Below are 23,924 nucleotides of genomic sequence, written 5' to 3' on the forward strand. Positions count from 1 at the left end.
AGACGAAACGGCGATGACGAAGTTTCGTTTGGCGATGTCGATACCTGCACAGTTGTATTGGGTACTCATCATAAACCTGCCTTGCATTCGGTTGTATTGTCTGGCAACTGTCCGGTTGTGTCGATGGGTTGCCCTGCCCTCCCTGTGCTACGCAACGGTTGTCTGCCTTGGGTGGGCGCGGGTGGCGGCCGGGCGGTTTGTTGCTATGATACAGTGATTACAATATACAAGGGTGGGCTTCAGCCCACCGCTTCGACGGCATCAAATGCCTTGTCGGGCTTCAGACGGCATCGCCCCCGCCGCCGTCATTCCCGTGCTCGGGCAACGGCAGTTTCTAAAGATCATAAAAACCCGTCATTCCCGCGCAGGCGGGAATCTAAACCTTCGGGAAACGGCAATATTCAAAGATTATCTGAAAGTTTGAGGTTCCGGATTTCCGTTTCCACGGGAATGACGAAAGGTTGCGGACATCAAGGGGATGACGGGGTTTCAGAATGATTTAAGATAAATCAATCCCGCAATTCGGGGATAACCGTTTTATGCGTCGGATTTCGCAAACAGGCTGTTTTTGCACAAGCCCTGCCGCAGGTGGAAAGCAGGAAAAAGAAACCGCCGCAATGGCGGCGGTCGGCTTGCCGGCGGATGCCGGTTTCGGGGGTTAGAATTTTACGCGGACGCCGGCGGTATATTCGTTGGCAAATACCCTTGTATCGTCAAATTTGCCCAAATAATTGAAGCGGTAGCCCAAATCCAAAGTAACGTTGGGTGCGACTTCAAAGCCGACACCGCCCAATGCGCCGATGCTTGCTTTGGTTTTACTGTATTTTCCGTCTCCATCTTTTAAAGTCAATCGGTTCAGTCCCAAACGCGCGCCGACATAAGGTTTGACGATGGAATTGGTGTTGAAGTCTTTGATGACGGCAACGCCTGCGCCTTGGAGTGTGGCGGTAGTGTCCTCAATTTTGTCGCGGACGCGGTAGTAGTCTGCGGCAATACGCATATCGCCGGCATCGAAGCCGACGGAAACGCGAGGGAGGAAATTGTTGGATGTTTCGCCATCGTAGCGGATGGAGGAAAGACCCGCGTCACCTTGTACATAAACGCCCGGCTGGTTGTCGGCGGCAAATGCGGCAGCGGGGAGGGCAAGCACGGTTAATGCAGTAAGGAGTTTTTTCATTTCTCGATTCCTAAAAATGTTCAAAATTTTCTGAATATCGGAATCCGTTGGGAAATCCGTTGGGAAATCCGTTGGGAAATCCGTTGGGAAATCCGTTGGGAAATCCGTTGGGAAATCCGTTGGGAAATCCGTTGGGAAATCCGTTGGGAAATCCGTTGGGAAATCCGTTGGGAAATCCGTTGGGAAATCCGTTGGGAAATCCGTTGGGAAATCCGTTGGGAAATCCCATTTCATTATACAATATTTTTCAAATTTTTGCCTGTTTTCGGCTTTTTTGTCGTTCCGGTTCGTCCGGTTTTGCCGGGGGCTTTTGTTGCCGCCTGTTTGTGCCGGTGTGCTAAAATTTCCCGTTTCCGCGTATTGTGTTTTCCGCCGCCGGGCGGTTTGTTTGCGAATCGGACGAGAATTTATGCCTTCTGCCCATTATCCTGAAATGAACGAAAAACTGATGGCGGTTTTGATGGCGATGCTGGTCGCGCTGATGCCGTTTTCCATCGATGCCTACCTGCCCGCGATTCCCGAAATGGCGCAGTCGCTGAACGCGGATGTCCACCGTATCGAACAGAGTTTGAGTTTGTTTATGTTCGGCACGGCGTTCGGGCAGGTGGTCGGCGGCGCGGTGTCCGACATCAAAGGGCGCAAACCCGTCGCCCTGACCGGTCTGATTGTATATTGCCTTGCCGTTGCCGCCATCGTATTTGCTTCGAGTGCCGAACAGCTCCTCAACCTGCGTGCGGTACAGGCATTCGGCGCGGGTATGACTGTGGTCATTGTCGGCGCGATGGTGCGCGACTATTATTCCGGACGCAAAGCCGCGCAGATGTTTGCCCTCATCGGCATCATCCTGATGATTGTGCCGCTGGTCGCACCTATGGCCGGCGCACTGTTGCAGGGCTTGGGCGGCTGGCAGGCAATTTTTGTTTTTCTGGCGGCGTATTCGCTGGTGTTGCTCGGTTTGGTGCAGCATTTCCTGCCCAAACCCGCCGCCGGCGGCAAAATCGGACGGGACGTGTTCGGGCTGGTGGCAGGGCGGTTCAAGCGCGTATTGAAAACCCGTGCCGCGATGGGTTATCTGTTTTTTCAGGCATTCAGCTTCGGTTCGATGTTCGCCTTTCTGACTGAATCTTCCTTCGTGTACCGGCAGCTTTACCGCGTTACGCCGCACCAGTACGCTTGGGTGTTCGCGCTCAACATCATCACGATGATGTCGTTCAACCGTATTACCGCGTGGCGGCTCAAAACCGGCGCGCATCCGCAAAGCATCCTGCTGTGGGGGATTGTCGTCCAGTTTGCCGCCAACCTGTCCCAACTCGCCGCCGTGCTGTTTTTCGGGTTGCCCCCGTTTTGGCTGCTGGTTGCGTGCGTGATGTTTTCCGTCGGCACACAGGGCTTGGTCGGTGCGAACACGCAGGCGTGTTTCATGTCTTATTTCAAAGAAGAGGGCGGCAGCGCGAACGCCGTGTTGGGCGTGTTCCAATCTTTAATCGGCGCGGGCGTGGGCATGGCGGCAACCGTCCTGCACGACGGTTCGGCAACCGTGATGGCGGCAACGATGACCGCCTCGACATCGTGCGGCATCGTGCTGCTGTGGCTGTGTTCGCACCGGGCGTGGAAAGAAAACGAACAGAGCGAATACCTTTAACGGAAAATGCCGTCTGAAACCGCTTCAGACGGCATTTGATGTTAGAATGCACGGCAAATTACTGTTCAGGCGAAATTATGTCCCAAACTATCGACGAACTCCTCATCCCGCACCGTAACGCCATCGACACCATCGATGCCGAAATCCTGCGCCTGCTCAACGAACGCGCGCAACACGCCCACGCCATCGGCGAATTGAAAGGTACGGGCGCGGTATACCGTCCCGAACGCGAAGTCGCCGTGTTGCGCCGCATTCAGGATTTGAACAAAGGCCCGCTGCCCGACGAATCGGTAGCACGCCTGTTTCGGGAAGTGATGAGCGAGTGCCTCGCCGTCGAACGTCCGCTGACCATTGCCTATTTGGGGCCGCAGGGCACGTTTACCCAACAGGCGGCAATCAAACATTTCGGACACGCCGCGCATACCATGGCGTGTCCGACCATAGACAACTGCTTCAAGCAGGTTGAAACCCGTCAGGCGGATTATCTGGTCGCGCCCGTGGAAAACTCGACCGAAGGCTCGGTCGGTCGCACGTTGGATTTGCTTGCCGTTACCGCGTTGCAGGCGTGCGGCGAAGTCGTTTTACGCATCCACCACAACCTTTTGCGTAAGAACAACGGCAGCACCGAGGGCATCGCCAAAGTCTTTTCCCACGCGCAGGCGTTGGCGCAATGCAACGACTGGTTGGGCAGGCATCTGCCCAACGCCGAGAGGGTGGCGGTCTCCAGCAATGCCGAAGCCGCAAGGCTGGTTGCCGAATCGGACGACGGTACGGTTGCCGCCATTGCCGGACGCACGGCGGCGGAAATTTACGGACTCAGCCCTGTTGCCGAGTGCATTGAGGATGAGACGAACAACACCACGCGCTTCCTGGTTATGGGTCATCATGAAACCGGTGCCGGCGGCAGCGACAAAACCTCGCTGGTCGTTTCCGCACCCAACCGGGCAGGCGCGGTTGCCTCGCTGCTGCAACCCCTGACCGAATTAGGCATTTCCATGACCAAGTTTGAGAGCCGTCCCGGAAAGGCGGCGTTGTGGGAATACCTGTTCTTTATCGATATCGAGGGACACCGGACGGATGACAAGGTTCAGACGGCATTAAAACAGTTGGGCGAGCGCGTCTCGTTCGTCAAAATCATCGGTTCGTATCCGACTGCCGTTTTGTAGTCGCGGCAGCGTTCAGACGGCATTTCCCCAACGATTATGTCCGAATACAGAGTCAACCACGAACCCATTTTTATGCTGGCATCTTCGCCTTGGCGCGAAAGCAGCCTGCGGGTCGAAGCCTTCAGCCGCCGTTACGGGCGTGTGGCTTTGCTGGCACGGAGCGCGCGCAAGCGGCAGAGCGAATTGCGCGGCGTGCTGGTTCCCTTCGTGCCCGTCAGCGCGTCGTGGTACGGCAGTCAGGAACTCAAAACCCTGCACCGTGCCGAATGGGTCGGCGGATGGCGGCAGCCGCAGGGCAGGGCGTTGTTCAGCGGTCTGTATGTGAACGAGCTGGTTTTAAAACTGACCGCGCGCGAAGACCCGATGCCCGAACTGTACGACGCGTTGGCAAAAGTGATGGAGGCGGTCTGCCTTGAAGCCAACCACATTGCCGATTTGCGCCGCTTCGAATGGAAGCTGCTCAATGCCTTGGGCGTTGCCCCCGATTTGCACGCCGACGGCACGGGCGGCGATATTTTGGCGGACAAAACCTACCGGCTGATGCCCGAAGAGGCGGTCATGCCCGTATGCCGGGACACGGACGCGCTTTCGCACGAAGCCGGCGCAATTGTCGAAGGGCAAAGCCTGATCGATTTGCGCGAAGGCAGTTTCCGCACCGCCGAAAGCCTGCAACAGGCATTGAAAATCACACGGCTGCTGATCGGCACGCTGCTTCCCGAAGGCTTGAAATCGCGGCAGGTGTTGGAACAGATAAGGCAGTTCGACCGCAATACCGCGTAGCCGCACCCGCACCATGCCGTCAAACAGAAAAACGAAGAGAAAAGGAAACATTATGCTTCTGGGTGTCAACATCGACCACATCGCCACCGTCCGCAACGCGCGCGGCACGACTTATCCCAGCCCCGTGGAAGCGGCATTGGTTGCCGAAACGCACGGTGCAGACCTGATTACCATGCACCTGCGCGAAGACCGCCGCCACATCAAAGACGCGGACGTGTTTGCCGTCAAAAACGCCATCCGCACGCGCCTGAACCTTGAAATGGCACTGACCGAAGAAATGCTCGAAAACGCGCTTAAAGTGATGCCGCAAGACGTGTGCATCGTGCCTGAAAAACGTCAGGAAATCACGACCGAAGGCGGCTTGGACGTATTGGCGCAACAGGAAAAAATCGCCGAGTTCACCAAAATCCTGACCGACGCGGGCATACGCGTGTCCTTGTTTATCGATGCCGACGGCAGGCAAATCCAAGCCGCCTATGATGTCGGCGCACCCGTTGTCGAGCTGCACACAGGCGCGTATGCCGACGCGCGCAGCCACGCCGAACAAATCAGGCAGTTCGAGCGCATCCAAAACGGCGCGCATTTCGCCGGCGATTTGGGCTTGGTCGTCAACGCCGGACACGGACTGACCATACACAACGTTACCCCCATCGCCCAAATCCTCGCCATCCGCGAGCTGAACATCGGGCATTCGCTGATTGCCCAAGCCCTCTTCCTCGGACTGCCCGAAGCCGTGCGCCAAATGAAGGAGGCGATGTTCAGGGCAAGGCTGCTGCCGTAAGGGCAGGCAAACCGTTTCAGACGGCATTTTACGACAGGAGTGTGTTATGAATCAAAAGTATATTCTATCTGCAAACAATAATAGTTTGATAGAAGAAATTCACAATACAGTACAGAGTATTGGGTATTGTATTGTTCGCGGTCTTAATCTAAACCACCTTGATGACAGCCGGAGAAACAAGAAATTATTTGACTTTCTATCTCAATTAGGAATGCTGACAAACCACAAAGGCGATGGTCTTATAAATCTATATTTTGGGATATTAAATATCGCGGCGATGACTATGTAATAAATAATGATATAACTTTCTCGGAAGATGTTGGAGAATGTCCACTTCATAGTGATTCATCTTTTAGTGAAAACCCGGAAAGTTATTTGGTTATGTATGTAGTAAAATCAGCCAATGATGGAGGTAATTCTCTATTTTTAAGTTCATCAGATATTGTCAATCAGTTATCTAAAACAGAAACCGGTAAAAAACACTTAAAAACATTAACGGGCAATTTATATCCATTTAAAACACCAACATCATTTGATAAAAAACAAGGTGTGATATGGGGTAATATCTTATCGCTCAATACACAAATGATTAGATTTAGAGGTGATTGTATCTATAAAGGTATTGAAGAAAATAGAAATAAAGTATCGGAGGAAATGGTGCTTGCACTTGATTATCTTGTAAAGATTATAAAAAATTCGAGTGATATTCAAGAATTTTCTGCACAAGATGATGATTTGATTATTATTGATAATGTCAATGGTTTGCATGCCAGAACTGATTATACGGATAAAAACAGGCATTATATTAGAGCAAGAATTACTGTATAAAGGACGGTTATGCAAGAAATAATGCAATCTATCGTTTTTGTTGCTGCCGCAATACTGCATGGAATTACAGGCATGGGATTTCCGATGCTCGGTACAACCGCATTGGCTTTTATAATGCCATTGTCCAAGGTTGTTGCCTTGGTGGCATTACCAAGCCTGTTAATGAGCTTGTTGGTTCTATGCAGCAATAACAAAAAGGGTTTTTGGCAAGAGATTGTTTATTATTTAAAAACCTATAAATTGCTTGCTATCGGCAGCGTCGTTGGCAGCATTTTGGGGGTGAAGTTGCTTTTGATACTTCCAGTGTCTTGGCTGCTTTTACTGATGGCAATCATTACATTGTATTATTCTGTTAATGGTATTTTAAATGTATGTGCAAAAGCAAAAAATATTCAAGTAGTTGCCAATAATAAGAATATGGTTCTTTTTGGGTTTTTGGCAGGCATCATCGGTGGTTCAACCAATGCCATGTCTCCCATATTATTAATATTTTTGCTTAGCGAAACAGAGAATAAAAATCGTATCGCAAAATCAAGCAATCTATGCTATCTTTTGGCGAAAATTGTTCAAATATATATGCTAAGAGACCAGTATTGGTTATTAAATAAGAGTGAATACGGTTTAATATTTTTACTGTCCGTATTGTCTGTTATTGGATTGTATGTTGGAATTCGGTTAAGGGCTAAGATTAGCCCAAATTTTTTTAAAATGTTAATTTTTATTGTTTTATTGGTATTGGCTCTGAAAATCGGGCATTCAGGTTTAATCAAACTTTAATTCATTATTAAATGCCTTAACTCGTTATTAAATAATTGGCACAATGTTTTAGAATTTCAAATGCAAAAGGTTACAATAAAAATTGTTACCGACAAAACCCAAAAAGTGGACATTCACGCCATTTTAACGCCCCAAGAAATTGACGGCATTCATCATTACCCACAATCAAGGGCAAAGGAGCGCAAATATGATTTACGGCATAGGCACAGACATCGTTTCCCTCAAGCGCATCATCCGCTTAAACAAAAAATTCGGACAGGCGTTTGCCGGGCGCATCCTCACTCCCGAAGAGCTGCTTGAATTTCCACAGGCGGGCAAACCCGTCAACTACCTTGCCAAACGCTTTGCCGCCAAAGAAGCCTTCGCCAAAGCCGTCGGTACGGGCATACGCGGCGCGGTTTCCTTCCGCAACATCGGCATCGGGCACGACGCATTGGGCAAACCCGAATTTTTCTATGCCCCCGCCCTGTCCAAATGGCTGGAGGAACAAGGCATCAGCCGCGTCAGCCTCAGCATGAGCGACGAAGAAGACACCGTATTGGCGTTTGCCGTTGCCGAAAAATAAAACAGTACCCATTGGCAGGTCGGATGCCCGAATCCGACCTTTCCGGATTTTGAGACGACCTTCTCCAACCCTTCCCATGACCCAAGACACCCGACCCCTTATCCGCGTCGTTGCCGGCATCCTGCTCGATTCAGACGGCAACTACCTGCTCAGCTCGCGCCCCGAAGGCAAGCCCTATGCCGGATATTGGGAATTTGCCGGCGGCAAGGTCGAGGCGGGCGAAACCGACTTCCAAGCCCTGCAACGCGAGTTTGAAGAAGAACTCGGCATCCGCATCCTCGCCGCCACGCCTTGGCTGACCAAAATCCATTCCTACGAACACGCCCGCGTCTGCCTGAAATTCCTATGGGTAAACCCCGACCAATGGACGGGCGAACCGCAATCCCGCGAAGGACAGGAATGGTCGTGGCAGAAGGCGGGGGATTTTACCGTTGCCCCCATGCTGCCCGCCAACGGCGCGCTTTTGCGTTCGTTGTCCGTTCCGCGCCGTTTGTACGGCAGCCTGAAAACAGGTTTGTACGGTGAGAACAGTATGGGTACGTACCGCGTCCTGCCTTTGGGTTCGGCAGAGGGAAGCGGTGCGAACGTTTTGATGGAGGCGGCGCAATGGCAGGACAGGCCCGAACACGCCAACAGCGTGTGGATGATGGTGCAGACCCGCGAACAATGGAGGCAGGTGCAGGAAAAGGGCGCGGATGTGGCCGTGTGGCGGGTCGGTAATGCCGCACAAGCCGCAGCGGTGGACGAAGTGTTGAAGCACGGCGTATCCGTGCCGCTGGTCGTTGCCGCCGACGTTCAGACGGCATCGCATTACGGCGGGCAATGGCTGGCGGCGGGCGCACACGCCGTGTTGGCCGATGAAAAAATGGGGGACGGAAATGGCTAAAAACCGCAAATTACTGCTTGCCGCACTGCTGCTGATTGCCTTTGCCGCCTTCAAGCTCGTTTTGTTGCAATGGTGGCAGGCGCAGCAGCCGCAAGCCGTGGCGGCGCAATGCGATTTGACCGAAGGTTGCACGCTGCCGGACGGAAGCCGCGTCCGCGCCGCCGCCGTTTCAACCAAAAAACCGTTTGATATTTATATCGAACACACGCCCGCCGGCACGGAACAGGTCAGCATCAGCTTCAGTATGAAAAATATGGATATGGGTTTCAACCGCTATATGTTCGAGCGGCAACCGTCGGGGAATTGGCAGGCAGCACGCATCCGCCTGCCCGTCTGTGTCGAAGGCAGGCGCGATTTTACGGCGGACATTACAATCGGCAGCCGGACATTTCAGACGGCATTTACCGCCGAATAAACCTTTCAATCCGCCATTGCCGTAACATCCGTCCGGAAAGGACACGCTATGAATACTTTATATACACTTTTCGCCACCTGCCCGCGCGGCTTGGAAACCGTTTTATCGCAAGAACTCGGAAGCCTCGGCTGTACCGATGTTCAAGCGTTTGACGGCGGTGTTTCCTGCCGGGGCGAATTGGAACAGGCCTACGCCGCCAACCTGCACTCGCGCACCGCCGGCCGCATCCTGCTGCGCCTGACCAAAGGCACATACCGCAATGAGCGCGACATCTACAAACTTGCCAAAAACATCAACTGGTTCAACTGGTTTACCTTGCAGCAGACGTTCAAAGTCAAAATCGAGGCAAAACGCGCCAACGTCAAAAGCCTCCAATTTGTCGGTTTGACCGTCAAAGATGCCGTCTGCGACGCTTTCCGCAACATTTACGACGCACGTCCGAGCGTGGACAAAGCCGCGCCCGATGTCCGCATCCACGCCTTTTTGGACGAACGCAATGTCGAAATCTTCATCGACACTTCGGGCGAAGCCCTGTTCAAACGCGGCTACCGTCTCGATACCGGCGAAGCGCCGCTGCGCGAAAACCTTGCCGCCGGACTGCTGCTCTCGGCAGGCTACGACGGTACGCAGCCGTTTCAAGACCCGTTTTGCGGCAGCGGCACGATTGCCGTCGAAGCCGCTTGGATTGCCACCGGCCGCGCACCGGGTATGATGCGCCGTTTCGGTTTTGAGAAACTGCAAAATTTCGATAAAACGCTGTGGTCGGATTTGCGCCGCCGCGCCGAAGCGCAAACCCGCCCCGTCCGCGCCCCGATTGCAGGCAGCGACAACGATCGCCGCATCGTTCAGACGGCATTGGACAACGCACACAATGCCGGAGCGGACGACATTGTTTCCTTCAGCGTTGCCGACGCGCAGTCCGTCCGTCCGAACGGCGAAAACGGCATCATGGTGTCCAATCCGCCCTATGGCGTGCGCCTTGAGGAAGTCCACGCTTTGCAGACACTGTATCCGCAGTTGGGGACGTGGTTGAAAAAACACTATGCCGGCTGGCAGGTCGGCATGTTTACCGGCGACAGGGAAATGCCCAAATTCATGCGCCTGTCGCCAAAACGCAAAATCCCGCTTTATAACGGCAACATCGACTGCCGCCTGTTCCTGATTGATATGGTGGAAGGATCGAACCGTTGAGGAAAGTGTACAAAAATGCCGTCTGAAAAATGTTCAGACGGCATTTATTTTTCGGAATCAACCCCGCTTCAATACGGAAGTGTTGATGTAGCGTTGGACACCTAAGGCAATGGATTGGGCGCACTGCCTGCGGAAGGATTCGCTGCCCAGCAGCTTCTCTTCGGCAGGATTGGACAGGAAGGCGGTTTCGACCAGGATAGACGGCATATCGGGTGCGCGCAAAACGGCGAAATTGGCTTCGTCCACCCTGCCTTTGTGCAGATGGTTGAGCCTGCCCAATTCTTCAAGCACCAGTTTGCCGAGTTTGCGGCTGTCGCGCAGTGTGGCGGTTTGGGTCATGTCGAGCAGGGCGGTATCGACATTGCGGTTGCCGCTGGTCGGTACGCCGCCGACCGCGTCGGCATTGTTTTGGGTTTGTTCCAAGAATTTGGCGGCGGAGCTGGTCGCGCCTTTGGTGTTCAGCATATAAACCCCTGTGCCGCGCGCGGAGGGGCTGGTGAAAGCGTCGGCGTGGATGGAGACGAATACGTCCGCCCGCCGTGCGCGCCCTTTGGCGACACGCACGCCCAAAGGGATGAACACGTCTTCGTTGCGCGTCATAAAGACGTTGTAACCCAAGGCTTCCAATTGTTTTTTGGTTTCGCGGGCGATGGAGAGGACGACGTGTTTTTCCTGCAATCCGCCCGAGCTGACGGCGCCGGGGTCTTCGCCGCCGTGTCCGGGGTCGATCATAATGATGGGCCTGCGCCCGTTTCTGCCGCGCCCGGGTTGGGGCGTGGTGTTTTGGGCGAGGTCGGCTTCCGGAGAGCCGCGCCGGGTTTTGTTCGGGCTGCCGTTAAGCAGCGCCATCATCGGATCGTCGGCATCCATCCCTTGCGGATAGAGATCGACGACGAGGCGGTTTTTAAAGCCGCCGACGGGGGGGAGGGAAAAAACTTGCGCGTAGGAAGGCTGTTTCAAATCGATGACGAGGCGGACGGTGTCGGGCGTGTTCTGACCCGCGCGTATGCTGCGGATAAAGGGGTCGTCCGCCATAACCTTCTGAGACAGTCCGTGCAATACGGTATTGATGTTTGCGTTTTGTATGTCGACGACCAGCCTGCCCGGGTTGTCGAGCGCGAAGTGCTGGTATTTGAGCGCGGTTGTGCTTTCCAGCGTCAGGCGGGTGTAGGTGTGCGACGGCCATATCCGTGCGGCGGTGAATTGTGGTGCGCGCACGGTTTTGGCAACGGCGGATGCGATGGGGCTTAGGGCGAACAGTGTGCCGGCGGTGCGGCGGATGATTTGTCTTCGTGTCAGTTTGGTCATAGCGGCAGGCTTTCGCGTCCTCGTTCGGTATGGGCGGTCAGCAGGCATTTTCTGCCGCCGCCGTCGTGTGTCAATGTTGCGGTGATGTCGGCGGGCGGCGTAAATTCCCCGCCCTGTTGCGGCCATTCGATCAGGCAGACGCTGTTTGCGGCAAACAGTTCGTCAAGCCCCGCGTCTTCCCATTCTTCGGGCGTGGTGAAACGGTAGAGGTCGAAATGATGCAGGGTGAAGCGTTCCAGCGGATAAGATTCGACGATGGCGTAAGTCGGGCTTTTGACTGCGCCCTGATGACCCAATCCGCGCAGGATGCCGCGTGTCAGCGTGGTTTTCCCCGCACCCAAATCCCCTTCGAGATAAATGACCAGCGGTGCGTTTAAACGGGAAGACCACGCCGCGCCCAAATCTAGTGTGGCGGCTTCGTCGGCAAGGAATCGGGAAACGGGGGGAAAATCAGACATAGGGGCTTTACAACTTTTATGTGGCGGATCGGAGGGGCGGCCGGAAAACCGTGCGCCCGGCGGCGGCATTGCCGTACATTATAACAGCCAAATCCGCATCCTGCTTTCAGACGGCAACGGCTGTCAAGAAAAAGCGGCGCGTGTACAATACGCGGATTGTATGTTTAGGACGGATTGGAAAAAGGATGGAAAATATCGGCAGGCAGCGACCCATCGGCGTTTTTGACTCGGGAATCGGCGGTTTGACCAATGTGCGCGCATTGATGGAGCGGCTGCCGATGGAGAACATCATTTATTTCGGCGACACGGCGCGCGTGCCTTACGGGACGAAATCTAAGGCGACCATCGAAAATTTCTCGATGCAGATTGTCGATTTTTTATTGGAACACGATGTCAAGGCGATGGTTATCGCGTGCAATACGATTGCGGCGGTGGCGGGGCAGAAAATCCGTCAAAAGACGGGCAATATGCCGGTTTTGGACGTGATTTCCGCCGGCGCGAAAGCCGCGCTGGCAACGACGCGCAACAATAAAATCGGCATTATCGCCACCAATACCACAGTCAACAGCAATGCTTATGCGCGCGCCATCCACAGGGACAACCCCGACACGCTCGTCCGCACGCAGGCCGCGCCGCTGCTCGTCCCTTTGGTGGAAGAGGGCTGGTTGGAACACGAAGTTACCCGCCTGACCGTATGCGAATACCTCAAACCATTGCTTGCAGACGGCATCGATACGCTGGTGTTGGGCTGCACGCACTTTCCCTTGCTCAAGCCCTTAATCGGCAGGGAGGCGCACAATGTCGCGTTGGTTGATTCTGCAATTACGACGGCTGAAGAAACCGCGCGCGTCCTTGCGCAGGAGGGATTACTCAATACCGACAACAACAATCCCGACTACCGTTTTTACGTCAGCGATATTCCTTTGAAATTCAGAACCATCGGCGAGCGTTTTCTGGGCAGGACGATGGAGCAGATTGAAATGGTGTCTTTGGGTTAAAACGATGACGGAAAGCTGCCCGAGATTACAGAAACCTAAAATCCCGTCATTCCCACGAAAGTGGGAATCTAGACCTGTCGGTGCGGAAACTTATCGGATAAAACGGTTTCTTTAGATTTTACGTTCTAGATTCCCGCTTTCGCGGGAATGACGGGATGCAGGTTTCTGTGCAGATGTATTCGGATTCCCTCCTGCGCGGGAATGATGGGATTTTTAAATGTCCGAATGCCGCAAATGCCGTCTGAAAGGCTTCAGATGGCATTTTTTGCACAATTCCCACCGTTTCCCATCCTTCCCGATACACCGTAATCCTGAAACCCGTCATTCCCGCGCAGGCGGGAATCCAGACCGTTCGGTTTAGGTTTTTTTTGAGGTTTCGGGTAACTTCTAAACCGTCATTTCCGTGAAAACAGAAAATCAAAAACAGAAACCTCAAATCCCGTCATTCCCGCGCAGGCGGGAATCTAGACCTTCAATGCTAAGGCAATTTATCGGAAATGACTGAAACTCGAAAAACTGGATTCCCACTTTCGTGGGAATGACGTGGTGCAGGTTTCCGTATGGATGGATTCGTCATTCCCGCGCAGGCGGGAATCTAGACATTCAATGCTAAGGCAATTTATCGGGAATGACTGAAACTCAAAAAACTGGATTCCCACTTTCGTGGGAATGACGAAGTGGAAGTTACCCGAAACTTAAAACAAGCGAAACCGAACGAACCGGATTCCCGCTTTCGTGGGAATGACAAATTTCAGGTTGCTGTTTTTGGTTTTCTGTTTTTGTGAAAATAACAGGATTTTAGCTTGTGGGTATTTACCGGAAAAAACAGAAACCGCTCCGCCGTCATTCCCGCGAAGGCGGGAATCTAGGTCTGTCGGTGCGGAAACTTATCGGGTAAAACGGTTTCTTGAGATTTTGCGTCCTGGATTCCCACTTTCGTGGGAATGACGGGATGCAGGTTTCCGTATGGATGGATTCGTCATTCCCGCGCAGGCGGGAATCTAGACATTCAATGCTAAGGCAATTTCTCGGAAATGACTGAAACTCAAAAAACTGGATTCCCGCCTGCGCGGAAATGACGAATTTCAGGTTGCTGTTTTTGGTTTTCTGTTTTTGTGAAAATAACGGGATTTTAGCTTGTGGGTATTTACCGGAAAAAACAGAAACCGCTCCGCCGTCATTCCCACGCAGGCGGGAATCTAGACATTCAATGCTAAGGCAATTTATCGGGAATGACTGAAACTCAAAAAACTGGATTCCCACTTTCGTGGGAATGACGGGATGCAGGTTTCCGTATGGATGGATTCGTCATTCCCGCGCAGGCGGGAATCTAGGTCTGTCGGTGCGGAAACTTATCGGGAAAAACGGTTTCTTTAGATTTTATGTCCTAGATTCCCACTTTCGTGGGAATGACGGCAGAGCGGCTTCTGTTGCTCCCGATAAATGCCGCAATCTCAAATCCCGTCATTCCCGCGCAGGCGGGAATCTAGACATTCAATGCTAAGGCAATTTATCGGGAATGACTGAAACTCAAAAAACTGGATTCCCGCCTGCGCGGGAATGACGAAGTGGAAGTTACCCGAAACTTAAAACAAGCGAAACCGAACGAACTGGATTCCCACTTTCGTGGGAATGACGGGATATACGTGGGAATGATGGGATATAGGTTTCCGTGCGGACGCGTTCGGATTCCCGCCTGCGCGGGAATGACGGGATTTTGGTGTATTCCCTAAAAAAATAAAAAAGCATTTGCAAATTTGTTAAAAATAAATAAAATAATAATCTTTATCATTCTTTAATTGAATTGGGTTTATATGAACAATCCATTGGTAAATCAGGCTGCTATGGTGCTGCCGGTGTTTTTGTTGAGTGCTTGTCTGGGCGGAGGCGGCGGCAGCTTCGATCTTGATTCTGTCGATACCGAAGCCCCGCGTCCCGCGCCAAAGTATCAAGATGTTTCTTCCGAAAAGCCGAAAGCCCAAAAAGACCAAGGCGGATACGGTTTTGCGATGAGGTTGAAACGGAGGAATTGGTATCCGTTGGCAAAAGAAGACGAGGTTAAACTGAACGAGGGTGATTGGGAGGCGACAGGATTGCCGACAGAACCCAAGGAACTCCCTAAACGGCAAAAATCGGTTATTGAAAAAGTAGAAACAGACGACGACAGCAATATTTATTCTTCCCCCTATCTCACACCATCAAACCATCAAAGCGGCAGCGCTGGCAACGGTGTAAATCAACCTAAAAATAAGGCAACAGATCACGAAAATTTCCAATATGTTTATTCTGGTTGGTTTTACAAACACGCTAAACAAAATCGTGATTTGCCAAATAAAATTGCACAACAAGGCGACGACGGCTATATCTTTTATCACGGCAAAGAACCTTCCCGACAACTTCCCGCTTCTGGAACAGTTACCTATAAAGGTGTGTGGCATTTTGCGACCGATGTCAAAAAATCCCAAAATTTTCGCGATATTATCCAGCCTTCGAAAAAACAAGGCGACAGGTATAGCGGATTTTCGGGCGATGACGGCGAGGAATATTCCAATAAAAATGAAGCGACTTTACAAAGCGGTCACGAGGGTTATGGATTTACCTCGAATTTAGAAGTGGATTTCAATAATAAAAAATTGACGGGCAAATTGATACGCAACAATGCGAATACCGGTAACAACCAAGCCACCACCCAATACTACAGCCTTGAGGCTCAAGTAACAGGCAACCGCTTCAACGGCAAGGCGATGGCAACCGACAAACCCGGCAACGGCGAAACCAAACAACATCCCTTTGTTTCCGACTCGTCTTCTTTGAGCGGCGGCTTTTTCGGCCCGAAGGGTGAGGAATTGGGTTTCCGCTTTTTGAGCGACGATAAAAAAGTTGCCGTTGTCGGCAGCGCGAAAACCAGAGACAACACCGCAAATGGCAATACTGCGGCGGCTTCAGGCGGCACAGGTGCGGCAGCATCGGGCGGTGCGGCAGATATGCCGTCTGAAAACGGTAAGCTGACCACGGTTTTGGATGCGGTCGAGCTGACGCACGGCGACACAGCAATCAAAAATCTCGACAACTTCAGCAACGCCGCCCAACTGGTTGTCGACGGCATTATGATTCCGCTCCTGCCCGAGGATTCCGAAAGCGGGAACAATCAAGCCAATCAAGGTACAAACGGCGGAACAGCCTTTACCTACAAAACAACCTACACGCCGAAAAGCGATGAAAAAGACACTCAAGCAGGTACGGCGGAGAATGGCAATCCAGCCGCTTCAAATACGGCAGGTGATACCAATGGCAAAACAAAAACCTATGAAGTCGAAGTCTGCTGTTCCAACCTCAATTATCTGAAATACGGGTTGCTGACACGCAAAACCGCCGGCAACACGGGGGAAGGCGGCAACGGCAGCCCAACCGCCGCCGCCCAAACGGACGCGCAGAGTATGTTCTTACAAGGCGAGCGCACCGATGAAAAAGAGATTCCAAACGACCAAAACATCGTTTATCGGGGGTCTTGGTACGGGCATATTGCCAACGGCACAAGCTGGAGCGGCAATGCTTCCAATGCAACGAGTGGCAACAAGGCGGACTTTACCGTGAATTTTGGCGAGAAAAAAATTAACGGCACGTTAACCGCTGAAAACAGGCAGGCGGCAACCTTTACCATTGAGGGAACGATTCAGGGCAACGGCTTTGAAGGTACGGCGAAAACCGGTGATGGCGGCTTTGCGCTGGATCCGAAAAATACGGAAGCCTCCCATAAAGCGAGCATCAATGCCACTGTAACCGGCGGTTTTTACGGGCCCAAAGCCGAAGAAATGGGCGGATGGTTTGCCTATCCGGGCGACAGTCAGGCGCAGCCGTCCGCTTCGGGGTCAGGTACGTCAGCCGCCAACAGTGCGACCGTGGTATTCGGTGCGAAACGCCAACAGCTTGTGCAATAAGCACGGCTGCCGAACAATCGAGAATAAGGCTTCAGACGGCATCGCTTCTTCCGATGCCGTCTGAAAGCGAAGAGTAGGGAAACACTATGCAACAGCAACATTTGTTCCGATTAAATATTTTATGCCTGTCTTTAATGACCGCGCTGCCCGTTTATGCAGAAAATGTGCAAGCCGGACAAGCACAGGAAAAACAGTTGGATACCATACAGGTAAAAGCCAAAAAACAGAAAACCCGCCGCGATAACGAAGTAACCGGTTTGGGCAAATTGGTCAAAACCGCCGACACCCTCAGCAAGGAACAGGTACTCGATATCCGCGACCTGACGCGTTACGACCCCGGCATCGCCGTGGTCGAACAGGGGCGCGGCGCAAGCTCTGGCTACTCGATACGCGGTATGGACAAAAACCGCGTTTCCTTGACGGTAGACGGCTTGGCGCAAATACAGTCCTACACCGCGCAGGCGGCATTGGGCGGGACGAGGACGGCGGGCAGCAGCGGCGCAATCAATGAAATCGAGTATGAAAACGTCAAGGCTGTCGAAATCAGCAAAGGCTCAAACTCGGTCGAACAAGGCAGCGGCGCATTGGCGGGTTCGGTCGCATTTCAAACCAAAACCGCCGACGATGTTATCGGGGAAGGCAGGCAGTGGGGCATTCAGAGTAAAACCGCCTATTCCGGCAAAAACCGGGGGCTTACCCAATCCATCGCGCTGGCGGGGCGCATCGGCGGTGCGGAGGCTTTGCTGATCCACACGGGTCGGCGCGCGGGGGAAATCCGCGCCCACGAAGCCGCCGGACGCGGCGTTCAGAGCTTTAACAGGCTGGTGCCGGTTGAGGATACCAATCAGTACGCAAATTTCATCGTTGAAGAAGAATGCAAAAGCGGGAATTACGAAACGTGTAAAGCGAATCCGAAAAAAGATGTTGTCGGCAAAGACGAACGTCAAACGGTTTCCACCCGAGACTACACGGGTCCCAACCGCTTCCTCGCCGATCCGCTTTCATACGAAAGCCGGTCGTGGCTGTTCCGCCCGGGTTTTCGTTTTGAAAACAAACGGCACTACATCGGCGGCATACTCGAACGCACGCAACAAACTTTCGACACGCGCGATATGACGGTTCCGGCATTCCTGACCAAGGCGGTTTTTGATGAAAATAAAAAACAGGCGGGTTCTTTGTCCGGCAACGGCAAATACGCGGGCGACCACAAATACGGCGGACTGTTTACCAACGGCGAAAACGGTGCGCTGGTGGGCGCGGAATACGGTACGGGCGTGTTTTACGACGAGACGCACACCAAAAGCCGCTACGGTTTGGAATATGTCTATACCAATGCCGATAAAGACACTTGGGCGGATTATGCCCGCCTCTCTTACGACCGGCAGGGTATCGGTTTGGACAATCATTTTCAGCAGACGCACTGTTCTGCCGACGGTTCGGACAAATATTGCCGTCCGAGTGCCGACAAGCCGTTTTCCTATTACAAATCCGACCGCGTGATTTACGGGGAAAGCCACAGGCTCTTGCAGGCGGCATTCAAAAAATCCTTCGATACCGCCAAAATCCGCCACAACCTGAGCGTCAACCTCGGTTTTGACCGTTTTGGTTCCGACCTCCGCCATCAGGATTATTATTATCAAAATGCCAACCGCGCCTATTCGTCGAAAATACCCACTCAAAACGGCAATCAAAACATCAGCCCCAACGGCAGCCAAGACAAACCCTATTGGGTCAGCATAGGCGGGGGAAATGTGGTTACGGGGCAAATCTGCCGCTTGGGCAATAATACTTATACGGACTGTACGCCGCGCAGCATCAACGGAAAAAGCTATTACGCGGCAGTTCGGGACAATGTCCGTTTGGGCAGGTGGGCGGATGTCGGCGCGGGGTTGCGCTACGACTACCGCAGCACGCATTCGGACGACGGCAGCGTTTCCACCGGCACGCACCGCACCCTGTCCTGGAACGCCGGCATCGTCCTCAAACCTGCCGACTGGCTGGATTTGACTTACCGCACTTCAACCGGCTTCCGCCTGCCTTCGTTTGCGGAAATGTACGGCTGGCGGTCGGGCGATAAAATAAAAGCCGTCAAAATCGATCCGGAAAAATCGTTCAACAAAGAAGTCGGCATCGTGTTTAAAGGCGATTTCGGCAACTTGGAGGCAAGTTGGTTCAACAATGCCTACCGCGATTTGATTGTCCGGGGTTATGAAGCGCAAATTAAAAACGGCAAAGAAGAAGCCAAAGGCGACCCGGCTTACCTCAATGCCCAAAGCGCGCGGATTACCGGCATCAATGTTTTGGGCAAAATCGATTGGAACGGCGTATGGGATAAATTGCCCGAAGGTTGGTATTCTACATTTGCCTATAATCGTGTCCGTGTCCGCGACATCAAAAAACGCGCAGACCGCACCGATATTCAATCACATCTGTTTGATGCCATCCAACCTTCGCGCTATGTCGTCGGCTTGGGCTATGACCAACCGGAAGGCAAATGGGGTGTGAACGGTATGCTGACTTATTCCAAAGCCAAGGAAATCACAGAGTTGTTGGGCAGCCGGGCTTTGCTCAACGGCAACAGCCGCAATACAAAAGCCACCGCGCGCCGTACCCGCCCTTGGTATATTGTGGATGTGTCCGGTTATTACACGATTAAAAAACACTTCACCCTCCGTGCGGGCGTGTACAACCTCCTCAACCACCGCTATGTTACTTGGGAAAATGTGCGGCAAACTGCCGGCGGCGCAGTCAACCAACACAAAAATGTCGGCGTTTACAACCGATATGCCGCCCCCGGCCGCAACTACACATTTAGCTTGGAAATGAAGTTCTAAACACCCCCTCGCCGCAAATGCCGTCTGAAAGGCTTCAGACGGCATTTTTTACACAATTTTCACCGTTCCCCATCCTTCCCGACAATACCGTAATCTCGAAACCCGGCATTCCCGCGCAGGCGGGAATCTAGGTCTGTCGGGTTTCGGTTTCTCCGATAGATTCCCGCCGCGTTGGGGTTCCTAGATTCCCACTTCCGTGGGAATGACGATTCAGATATTCCTAATAGCAAGCCGTATTAGTTTGCAAAAACTCTCAACCCCAACAGCCACCCAGTTCTCTCTCCCCGTGGGAGAGAGTTAGAGAGAGGGCAACAAGCCGTAAGGCTTGTATTTGGGGCGGTTAGGGAATTTTTTGAGCGGGGGGGGGGGATTGCCGCAACTTGGAAAATGCCCTCTCCCCAACCCTCCCCCACAGGGGAGGGAGCAGGTTGCGGCAGATTTTGCGGTTGCAGGCGGTTTGAAAGGCAACTTGGATAAGCAGCCGTTGATGCAGGTCGTCTGAAAAGCAAAAAGCAGCCTGCACAACTTATTTTCTTGGAATAGCGCATTAAAAAGAGTATGAGAATGGAGACACAAAAGATTCCGGCAAATGTCCGTGCGCCGTTCCCGTCCGTCATTCCCGCGTAGGCGGAAATCCAGATCTGTCGGCATAGGAAACTTATCGGATAAAACGGTTTCTTGAGATTTGACGTTCTAGATTCCCACTTCCGTGGGAATGACGGGATGCGGGTTTCCGTGCGGATGCGTTCTAGATTCCCGCTTTCGCGGGAATGACGGGATTCCGGTTTGCGGATTGATTTGAAGTTGCAAAATCCCAACGGGCCGGATTCCCGCTTCACGCGTTTCAAAGTTACGGCGTTATCGGAAAAACAGAAAACCAAAGCTGCAAGGATTTATTTAAAACAACCGGATTCCAACGGATAGGATTTTCGCCTGCGCGGCGGCGGAAGGTTTTTTGTTTTTCCTGACAAATGTCTGCAATCTGAAATTCCGGCCGCGGGCATAACGGTATAAATATTTTTTATTTCCATCCAATATAAAACGCCGTCCGAACATCGTTCGGACGGCATTTTTAATGCTTCAAATCAGTTGGAACCGACTTTGATTTTCTGCCACAAGTTGACAGACAGTTTTTTCGCATCCGCGCTCATTTGCGGCATCACGAAACCGTCTTTCATATCCTGCTCGTTCGGGAAGATGGAACGGGTGTTCACCAGTTCGGCAGGCATTTTTTCGCGCGCCGGTTTGCTGGCGGGGGCAAAGGTTACGGCGATGCCGTTTTTCGCCGCGATTTCGGGGTCGAGCGTGTAGTTGATGTATTTGTGGGCATTGGCGACGTTTTTCGCATCGGCGGGAATCAGCCAAGACTCAATCCAGAAGCCCATACCTTTCGGTGTCAGCACTTCGATGCCGACGTTGTTTTTCACTTCTTCGGAACGTGCTTTCGCCAAGTTCAAATCGCCGCCGTTGCCTGCCGCCAGGCAGATGTCGCCGCGCGCCAGCTCGTCGATGATGGACGGGCTGAAACGTTTGACATCCGGACGGATAGACTTCAACACTTCCGCCGCCGCCTTCAAATCTTCAGGATTCGATCCTTTGGGGTCTTTGCCCAAGTAGTTCAGCAAAATCGGGAACATTTCGCTCGGGGTGTCCCACAGGGCGATGCCGCAGGATTTCAGCTTGTGGGTGTATTCGGGTTTGAACAGCAAATCCCAGCCGTTTTCGGGCAGCTTGCCGCCCAAAAGCTCTTTGCCCTTCGCCGTAATCGCAATCGTGTTTACGCCGGAGAAATAGGGGACGGCATACTGGTTGCCCGGGTCGGCGGTTTCCAGCATTTTCAAGAGTTCGGGATCGATGTTTTTATAGTTGGGAATCAAGTCTTTGTTGACTTTTTGATACGCGCCCGCCTCGATTTGGCGAGGCAGGAAGGCGATGCCCGGCACAACCAAATCGTAACCGGATTTGCCGGTCAGCATTTTGGCTTCCAGCGTTTCATTGTTTTCGTACAAGTCGTAAGTTAGCTTCAGATTGTTGGCTTTTTTAAAGTCTTCGACCGTACTCTCGTCAACATAGTTCGACCAGTTGTAGATGTTCAGAGTATCGGTGGCAGCGGCTTCGGCATTGGCAGCAGACGCAGCGTCTGCTTGAGGTTGCACGGCGTTTTTTTCGCTGCCGCCGCAGGCTGCCAGAGACAGCGCGGCCAAAACGGCTAATACGGATTTTTTCATACGGGCAGATTCCTGATGAAAGAGGTTGGAAAAAAAGAAATCCCCGCGCCCCATCGTTACCCCGGCGCAAGGTTTGGGCATTGTAAAGTAAATTTGTGCAAACTCAAAGCGATATTGGACTGATTTTCCTAAAAAATTATCCTGTTTCCAAAAGGGGAGAAAAACGTCCGCCCGATTTTGCCGTTTTTTTGCGCTGTCAGGGTGTCCGACGGGCGGATAGAGAGAAAAGGCTTGCATATAATGTAAACCCCCTTTAAAATTGCGCGTTTACAGAATTTATTTTTCTTCCAGGAGATTCCAATATGGCAAACAGCGCACAAGCACGCAAACGTGCCCGCCAGTCCGTCAAACAACGCGCCCACAATGCTAGTCTGCGTACCGCATTCCGCACCGCAGTGAAAAAAGTATTGAAAGCAGTCGAAGCAGGCGATAAAGCTGCCGCACAAGCGGTTTACCAAGAGTCCGTCAAAGTCATCGACCGCATCGCCGACAAAGGCGTGTTCCACAAAAACAAAGCGGCGCGCCACAAAAGCCGTCTGTCTGCAAAAGTAAAAGCACTGGCTTGATTTTTGCAAAACCGCCAAGGCGGTTTTTTATATGTAATAAGCAAAAAACCCTGAGGCCTGACGGTTTCGGGGTTTTTGCATTGTGGGGGCAAAATCCCGAAATGGCGGAAAGGGTGCGGTTTTTTATCCGAATCCGCTATAAAATGCCGTCTGAAAACCAATATGCTGACAATGGGGGTGGAGATGAATACACGGAATATGCGCTATATCCTTTTGACAGGACTGTTGCCGATGGCATCCGCTTTTGGAGAGACCGCGCTGCAATGCGCCGCTTTGACGGACAATGTTACGCGTTTGGCGTGTTACGACAGGATTTTTGCGGCACAGCTTCCGTCTTCGGCAGGGCAGGAAGGGCGGGAGTCGAAAACCGTATTCAATCTGACGGAAACCGTCCGCAGCAGTCTGGATAAGGGTGAGGCGGTCATTGTTGTTGAAAAAGGCGGGGATGCGCTTCCTACCGACAGTGTGGGCGAAACCGCCGACATCTATACGCCTTTGAGCTTGATGTACGACTTGGACAAAAACGATTTGCGCGGGCTGTTGGGCGTGCGCGAACATAATCCGATGTACCTTATGCCGGTTTGGTACAACAGTTCGCCCAACTATGCCCCGAGTTCGCCGACGCGCGGTACGACTGCGCAGGAAAAATTCGGACAGCAGAAACGTGCGGAAACCAAATTGCAGGTTTCGTTTAAAAGCAAAATTGCCGAAGATTTGTTTAAAACCCGCGCGGATCTGTGGTTCGGCTACACCCAAAAATCCGATTGGCAGATTTACAACCAAGGCAGGAAATCCGCGCCGTTCCGCAATACGGATTACAAACCTGAAATTTTCCTGACCCAGCCTGTGAAGGCAGACCTTCCCTTTGGCGGCAGGCTGCGTATGCTCGGTGCGGGTTTTGTCCACCAGTCCAACGGACAGAGCCGTCCCGAGTCGCGTTCTTGGAACAGGATTTACGCCGTGGCGGGGATGGAGTGGGGCAAATTGACGGTGATTCCGCGCGTGTGGGTGCGCGCATTCGGTCAGGGAGACGATAAAAACGACAATCCCGATATTGCCGACTATATGGGTTACGGCGATGTGAAATTGCAATATCGTTTGAGCAACAGGCAGAATGTGTATTCCGTATTGCGCTACAACCCCAAAACGGGCTACGGCGCGATTGAAGCCGCCTACACGTTTCCGATTAAGGGCAAACTCAAAGGCGTGGTACGCGGATTCCACGGTTACGGCGAGAGCCTGATCGACTACAACCACAAGCAGAACGGTATCGGTATCGGGTTGATGTTTAACGACTGGGACGGCATCTGAACCGCGTGTTCAGACGGTATATCAAGTTGCCGTGCCGTCTGAAGCCGCCGGCGGTTTGGCGGGGCGGGATAAAAA

General features: G+C 52.6%; 18 protein-coding genes and 1 pseudogene. 15 read left to right on the forward strand and 4 right to left on the reverse strand.

What is annotated here, in order from left to right; genetic code table 11:
- Nucleotides 1-658: 658 nt before the first annotated feature.
- Nucleotides 659-1,177 (reverse strand): opacity family porin, encoded by a 519-nt coding sequence (locus tag DBY86_RS00010; protein ID WP_107818835.1) that lies wholly within the window; start codon nt 1,175-1,177, stop codon nt 659-661.
- 409 nt (nt 1,178-1,586) lie between these two features.
- On the opposite strand from DBY86_RS00010, the gene DBY86_RS00020 reads away from it, so the two are divergent.
- From DBY86_RS00020 to DBY86_RS00070, 10 genes and pseudogenes are all read left to right on the forward strand, one after another.
- Complete coding sequence (locus DBY86_RS00020; protein WP_107818448.1) at nt 1,587-2,819, forward strand: multidrug effflux MFS transporter; 1,233 nt, start codon at nt 1,587-1,589, stop codon at nt 2,817-2,819.
- Between the two features lie 38 nt (nt 2,820-2,857).
- Nucleotides 2,858-3,985, forward strand: a complete 1,128-nt coding sequence (gene pheA / locus DBY86_RS00025) for a prephenate dehydratase (RefSeq protein ID WP_107818449.1) — start codon at nt 2,858-2,860, stop codon at nt 3,983-3,985.
- A 36-nt stretch (nt 3,986-4,021) separates the two neighbouring features.
- Nucleotides 4,022-4,765, forward strand: coding sequence for a DNA repair protein RecO (gene recO, locus DBY86_RS00030; protein ID WP_107818450.1), 744 nt, complete (start codon nt 4,022-4,024; stop codon nt 4,763-4,765).
- Nucleotides 4,766-4,817: 52 nt separating this feature from the next.
- A complete protein-coding gene (gene pdxJ, locus DBY86_RS00035) occupies nt 4,818-5,546 on the forward strand; it encodes a pyridoxine 5'-phosphate synthase (protein WP_107818451.1) in 729 nt (242 codons plus the stop codon).
- 46 nt (nt 5,547-5,592) lie between these two features.
- A pseudogene (locus DBY86_RS00040) lies at nt 5,593-6,374 on the forward strand (TauD/TfdA family dioxygenase).
- 9 nt (nt 6,375-6,383) lie between these two features.
- Nucleotides 6,384-7,151, forward strand: coding sequence for a sulfite exporter TauE/SafE family protein (locus DBY86_RS00045; protein WP_101329838.1), 768 nt, complete (start codon nt 6,384-6,386; stop codon nt 7,149-7,151).
- A gap of 187 nt (nt 7,152-7,338) precedes the next feature.
- Entirely contained in the window at nt 7,339-7,716 is a 378-nt protein-coding gene (gene acpS, locus DBY86_RS00055) for a holo-ACP synthase (RefSeq protein WP_107818452.1), read from the forward strand.
- 76 nt (nt 7,717-7,792) lie between these two features.
- On the forward strand, nt 7,793-8,602 hold the full coding sequence (locus DBY86_RS00060; protein ID WP_107818453.1) for an NUDIX domain-containing protein: 810 nt from the start codon (nt 7,793-7,795) through the stop codon (nt 8,600-8,602).
- Nucleotides 8,595-9,017, forward strand: a complete 423-nt coding sequence (locus DBY86_RS00065; RefSeq protein WP_107818454.1) for a hypothetical protein — start codon at nt 8,595-8,597, stop codon at nt 9,015-9,017. The genes DBY86_RS00060 and DBY86_RS00065 overlap by 8 nt, the downstream gene beginning before the upstream one ends.
- A 48-nt stretch (nt 9,018-9,065) precedes the next feature.
- On the forward strand, nt 9,066-10,208 hold the full coding sequence (locus tag DBY86_RS00070; RefSeq protein ID WP_107818455.1) for a THUMP domain-containing class I SAM-dependent RNA methyltransferase: 1,143 nt from the start codon (nt 9,066-9,068) through the stop codon (nt 10,206-10,208).
- Between the two features lie 57 nt (nt 10,209-10,265).
- Here the strand turns inward: DBY86_RS00070 and DBY86_RS00075 are convergent, their stop codons facing one another.
- A complete protein-coding gene (locus DBY86_RS00075) occupies nt 10,266-11,516 on the reverse strand; it encodes an N-acetylmuramoyl-L-alanine amidase (RefSeq protein WP_061705875.1) in 1,251 nt (416 codons plus the stop codon).
- The gene (tsaE, locus tag DBY86_RS00080; protein ID WP_002260386.1) at nt 11,513-11,974 is read right to left on the reverse strand and encodes a tRNA (adenosine(37)-N6)-threonylcarbamoyltransferase complex ATPase subunit type 1 TsaE; all 462 of its coding nucleotides are present in this window, start codon (nt 11,972-11,974) and stop codon (nt 11,513-11,515) included. Before tsaE ends, DBY86_RS00075 begins: the two co-directional genes overlap by 4 nt.
- 185 nt (nt 11,975-12,159) lie before the next feature.
- On the opposite strand from tsaE, the gene murI reads away from it, so the two are divergent.
- The 3 genes from murI to tbpA all read left to right on the forward strand — a co-directional run bounded on the left by murI (nt 12,160) and on the right by tbpA (nt 19,744).
- On the forward strand, nt 12,160-12,972 hold the full coding sequence (gene murI / locus DBY86_RS00090; protein WP_002227046.1) for a glutamate racemase: 813 nt from the start codon (nt 12,160-12,162) through the stop codon (nt 12,970-12,972).
- Between the two features lie 1,814 nt (nt 12,973-14,786).
- Entirely contained in the window at nt 14,787-16,910 is a 2,124-nt protein-coding gene (locus tag DBY86_RS00125) for a transferrin-binding protein-like solute binding protein (protein ID WP_107818457.1), read from the forward strand.
- An 86-nt stretch (nt 16,911-16,996) separates the two neighbouring features.
- Nucleotides 16,997-19,744: a transferrin-binding protein TbpA gene (tbpA, locus tag DBY86_RS00130; protein WP_107818458.1), complete on the forward strand. Its 2,748-nt coding sequence runs from the start codon at nt 16,997-16,999 to the stop codon at nt 19,742-19,744.
- A 1,085-nt stretch (nt 19,745-20,829) separates the two neighbouring features.
- On the opposite strand, the gene DBY86_RS00150 is transcribed toward tbpA, so the two are convergent.
- Nucleotides 20,830-21,972 carry an extracellular solute-binding protein gene (locus DBY86_RS00150; RefSeq protein WP_101124032.1) on the reverse strand — a complete coding sequence of 381 codons (1,143 nt, stop codon included), beginning with the start codon at nt 21,970-21,972 and terminating at the stop codon, nt 20,830-20,832.
- A gap of 302 nt (nt 21,973-22,274) precedes the next feature.
- Between DBY86_RS00150 and rpsT the strand changes: the two genes are divergently transcribed.
- Together rpsT and DBY86_RS00160 are read left to right on the forward strand one after the other, a co-directional pair.
- Complete coding sequence (gene rpsT / locus DBY86_RS00155; RefSeq protein WP_002212556.1) at nt 22,275-22,538, forward strand: 30S ribosomal protein S20; 264 nt, start codon at nt 22,275-22,277, stop codon at nt 22,536-22,538.
- A gap of 162 nt (nt 22,539-22,700) precedes the next feature.
- On the forward strand, nt 22,701-23,849 hold the full coding sequence (locus DBY86_RS00160; RefSeq protein ID WP_107818460.1) for a phospholipase A: 1,149 nt from the start codon (nt 22,701-22,703) through the stop codon (nt 23,847-23,849).
- Nucleotides 23,850-23,924: the final 75 nt, after the last annotated feature.

This window comes from Neisseria bergeri, assembly GCA_003044455.1.
In the GTDB taxonomy this organism is placed as follows: Bacteria; Pseudomonadota; Gammaproteobacteria; order Burkholderiales; family Neisseriaceae; genus Neisseria; species Neisseria bergeri.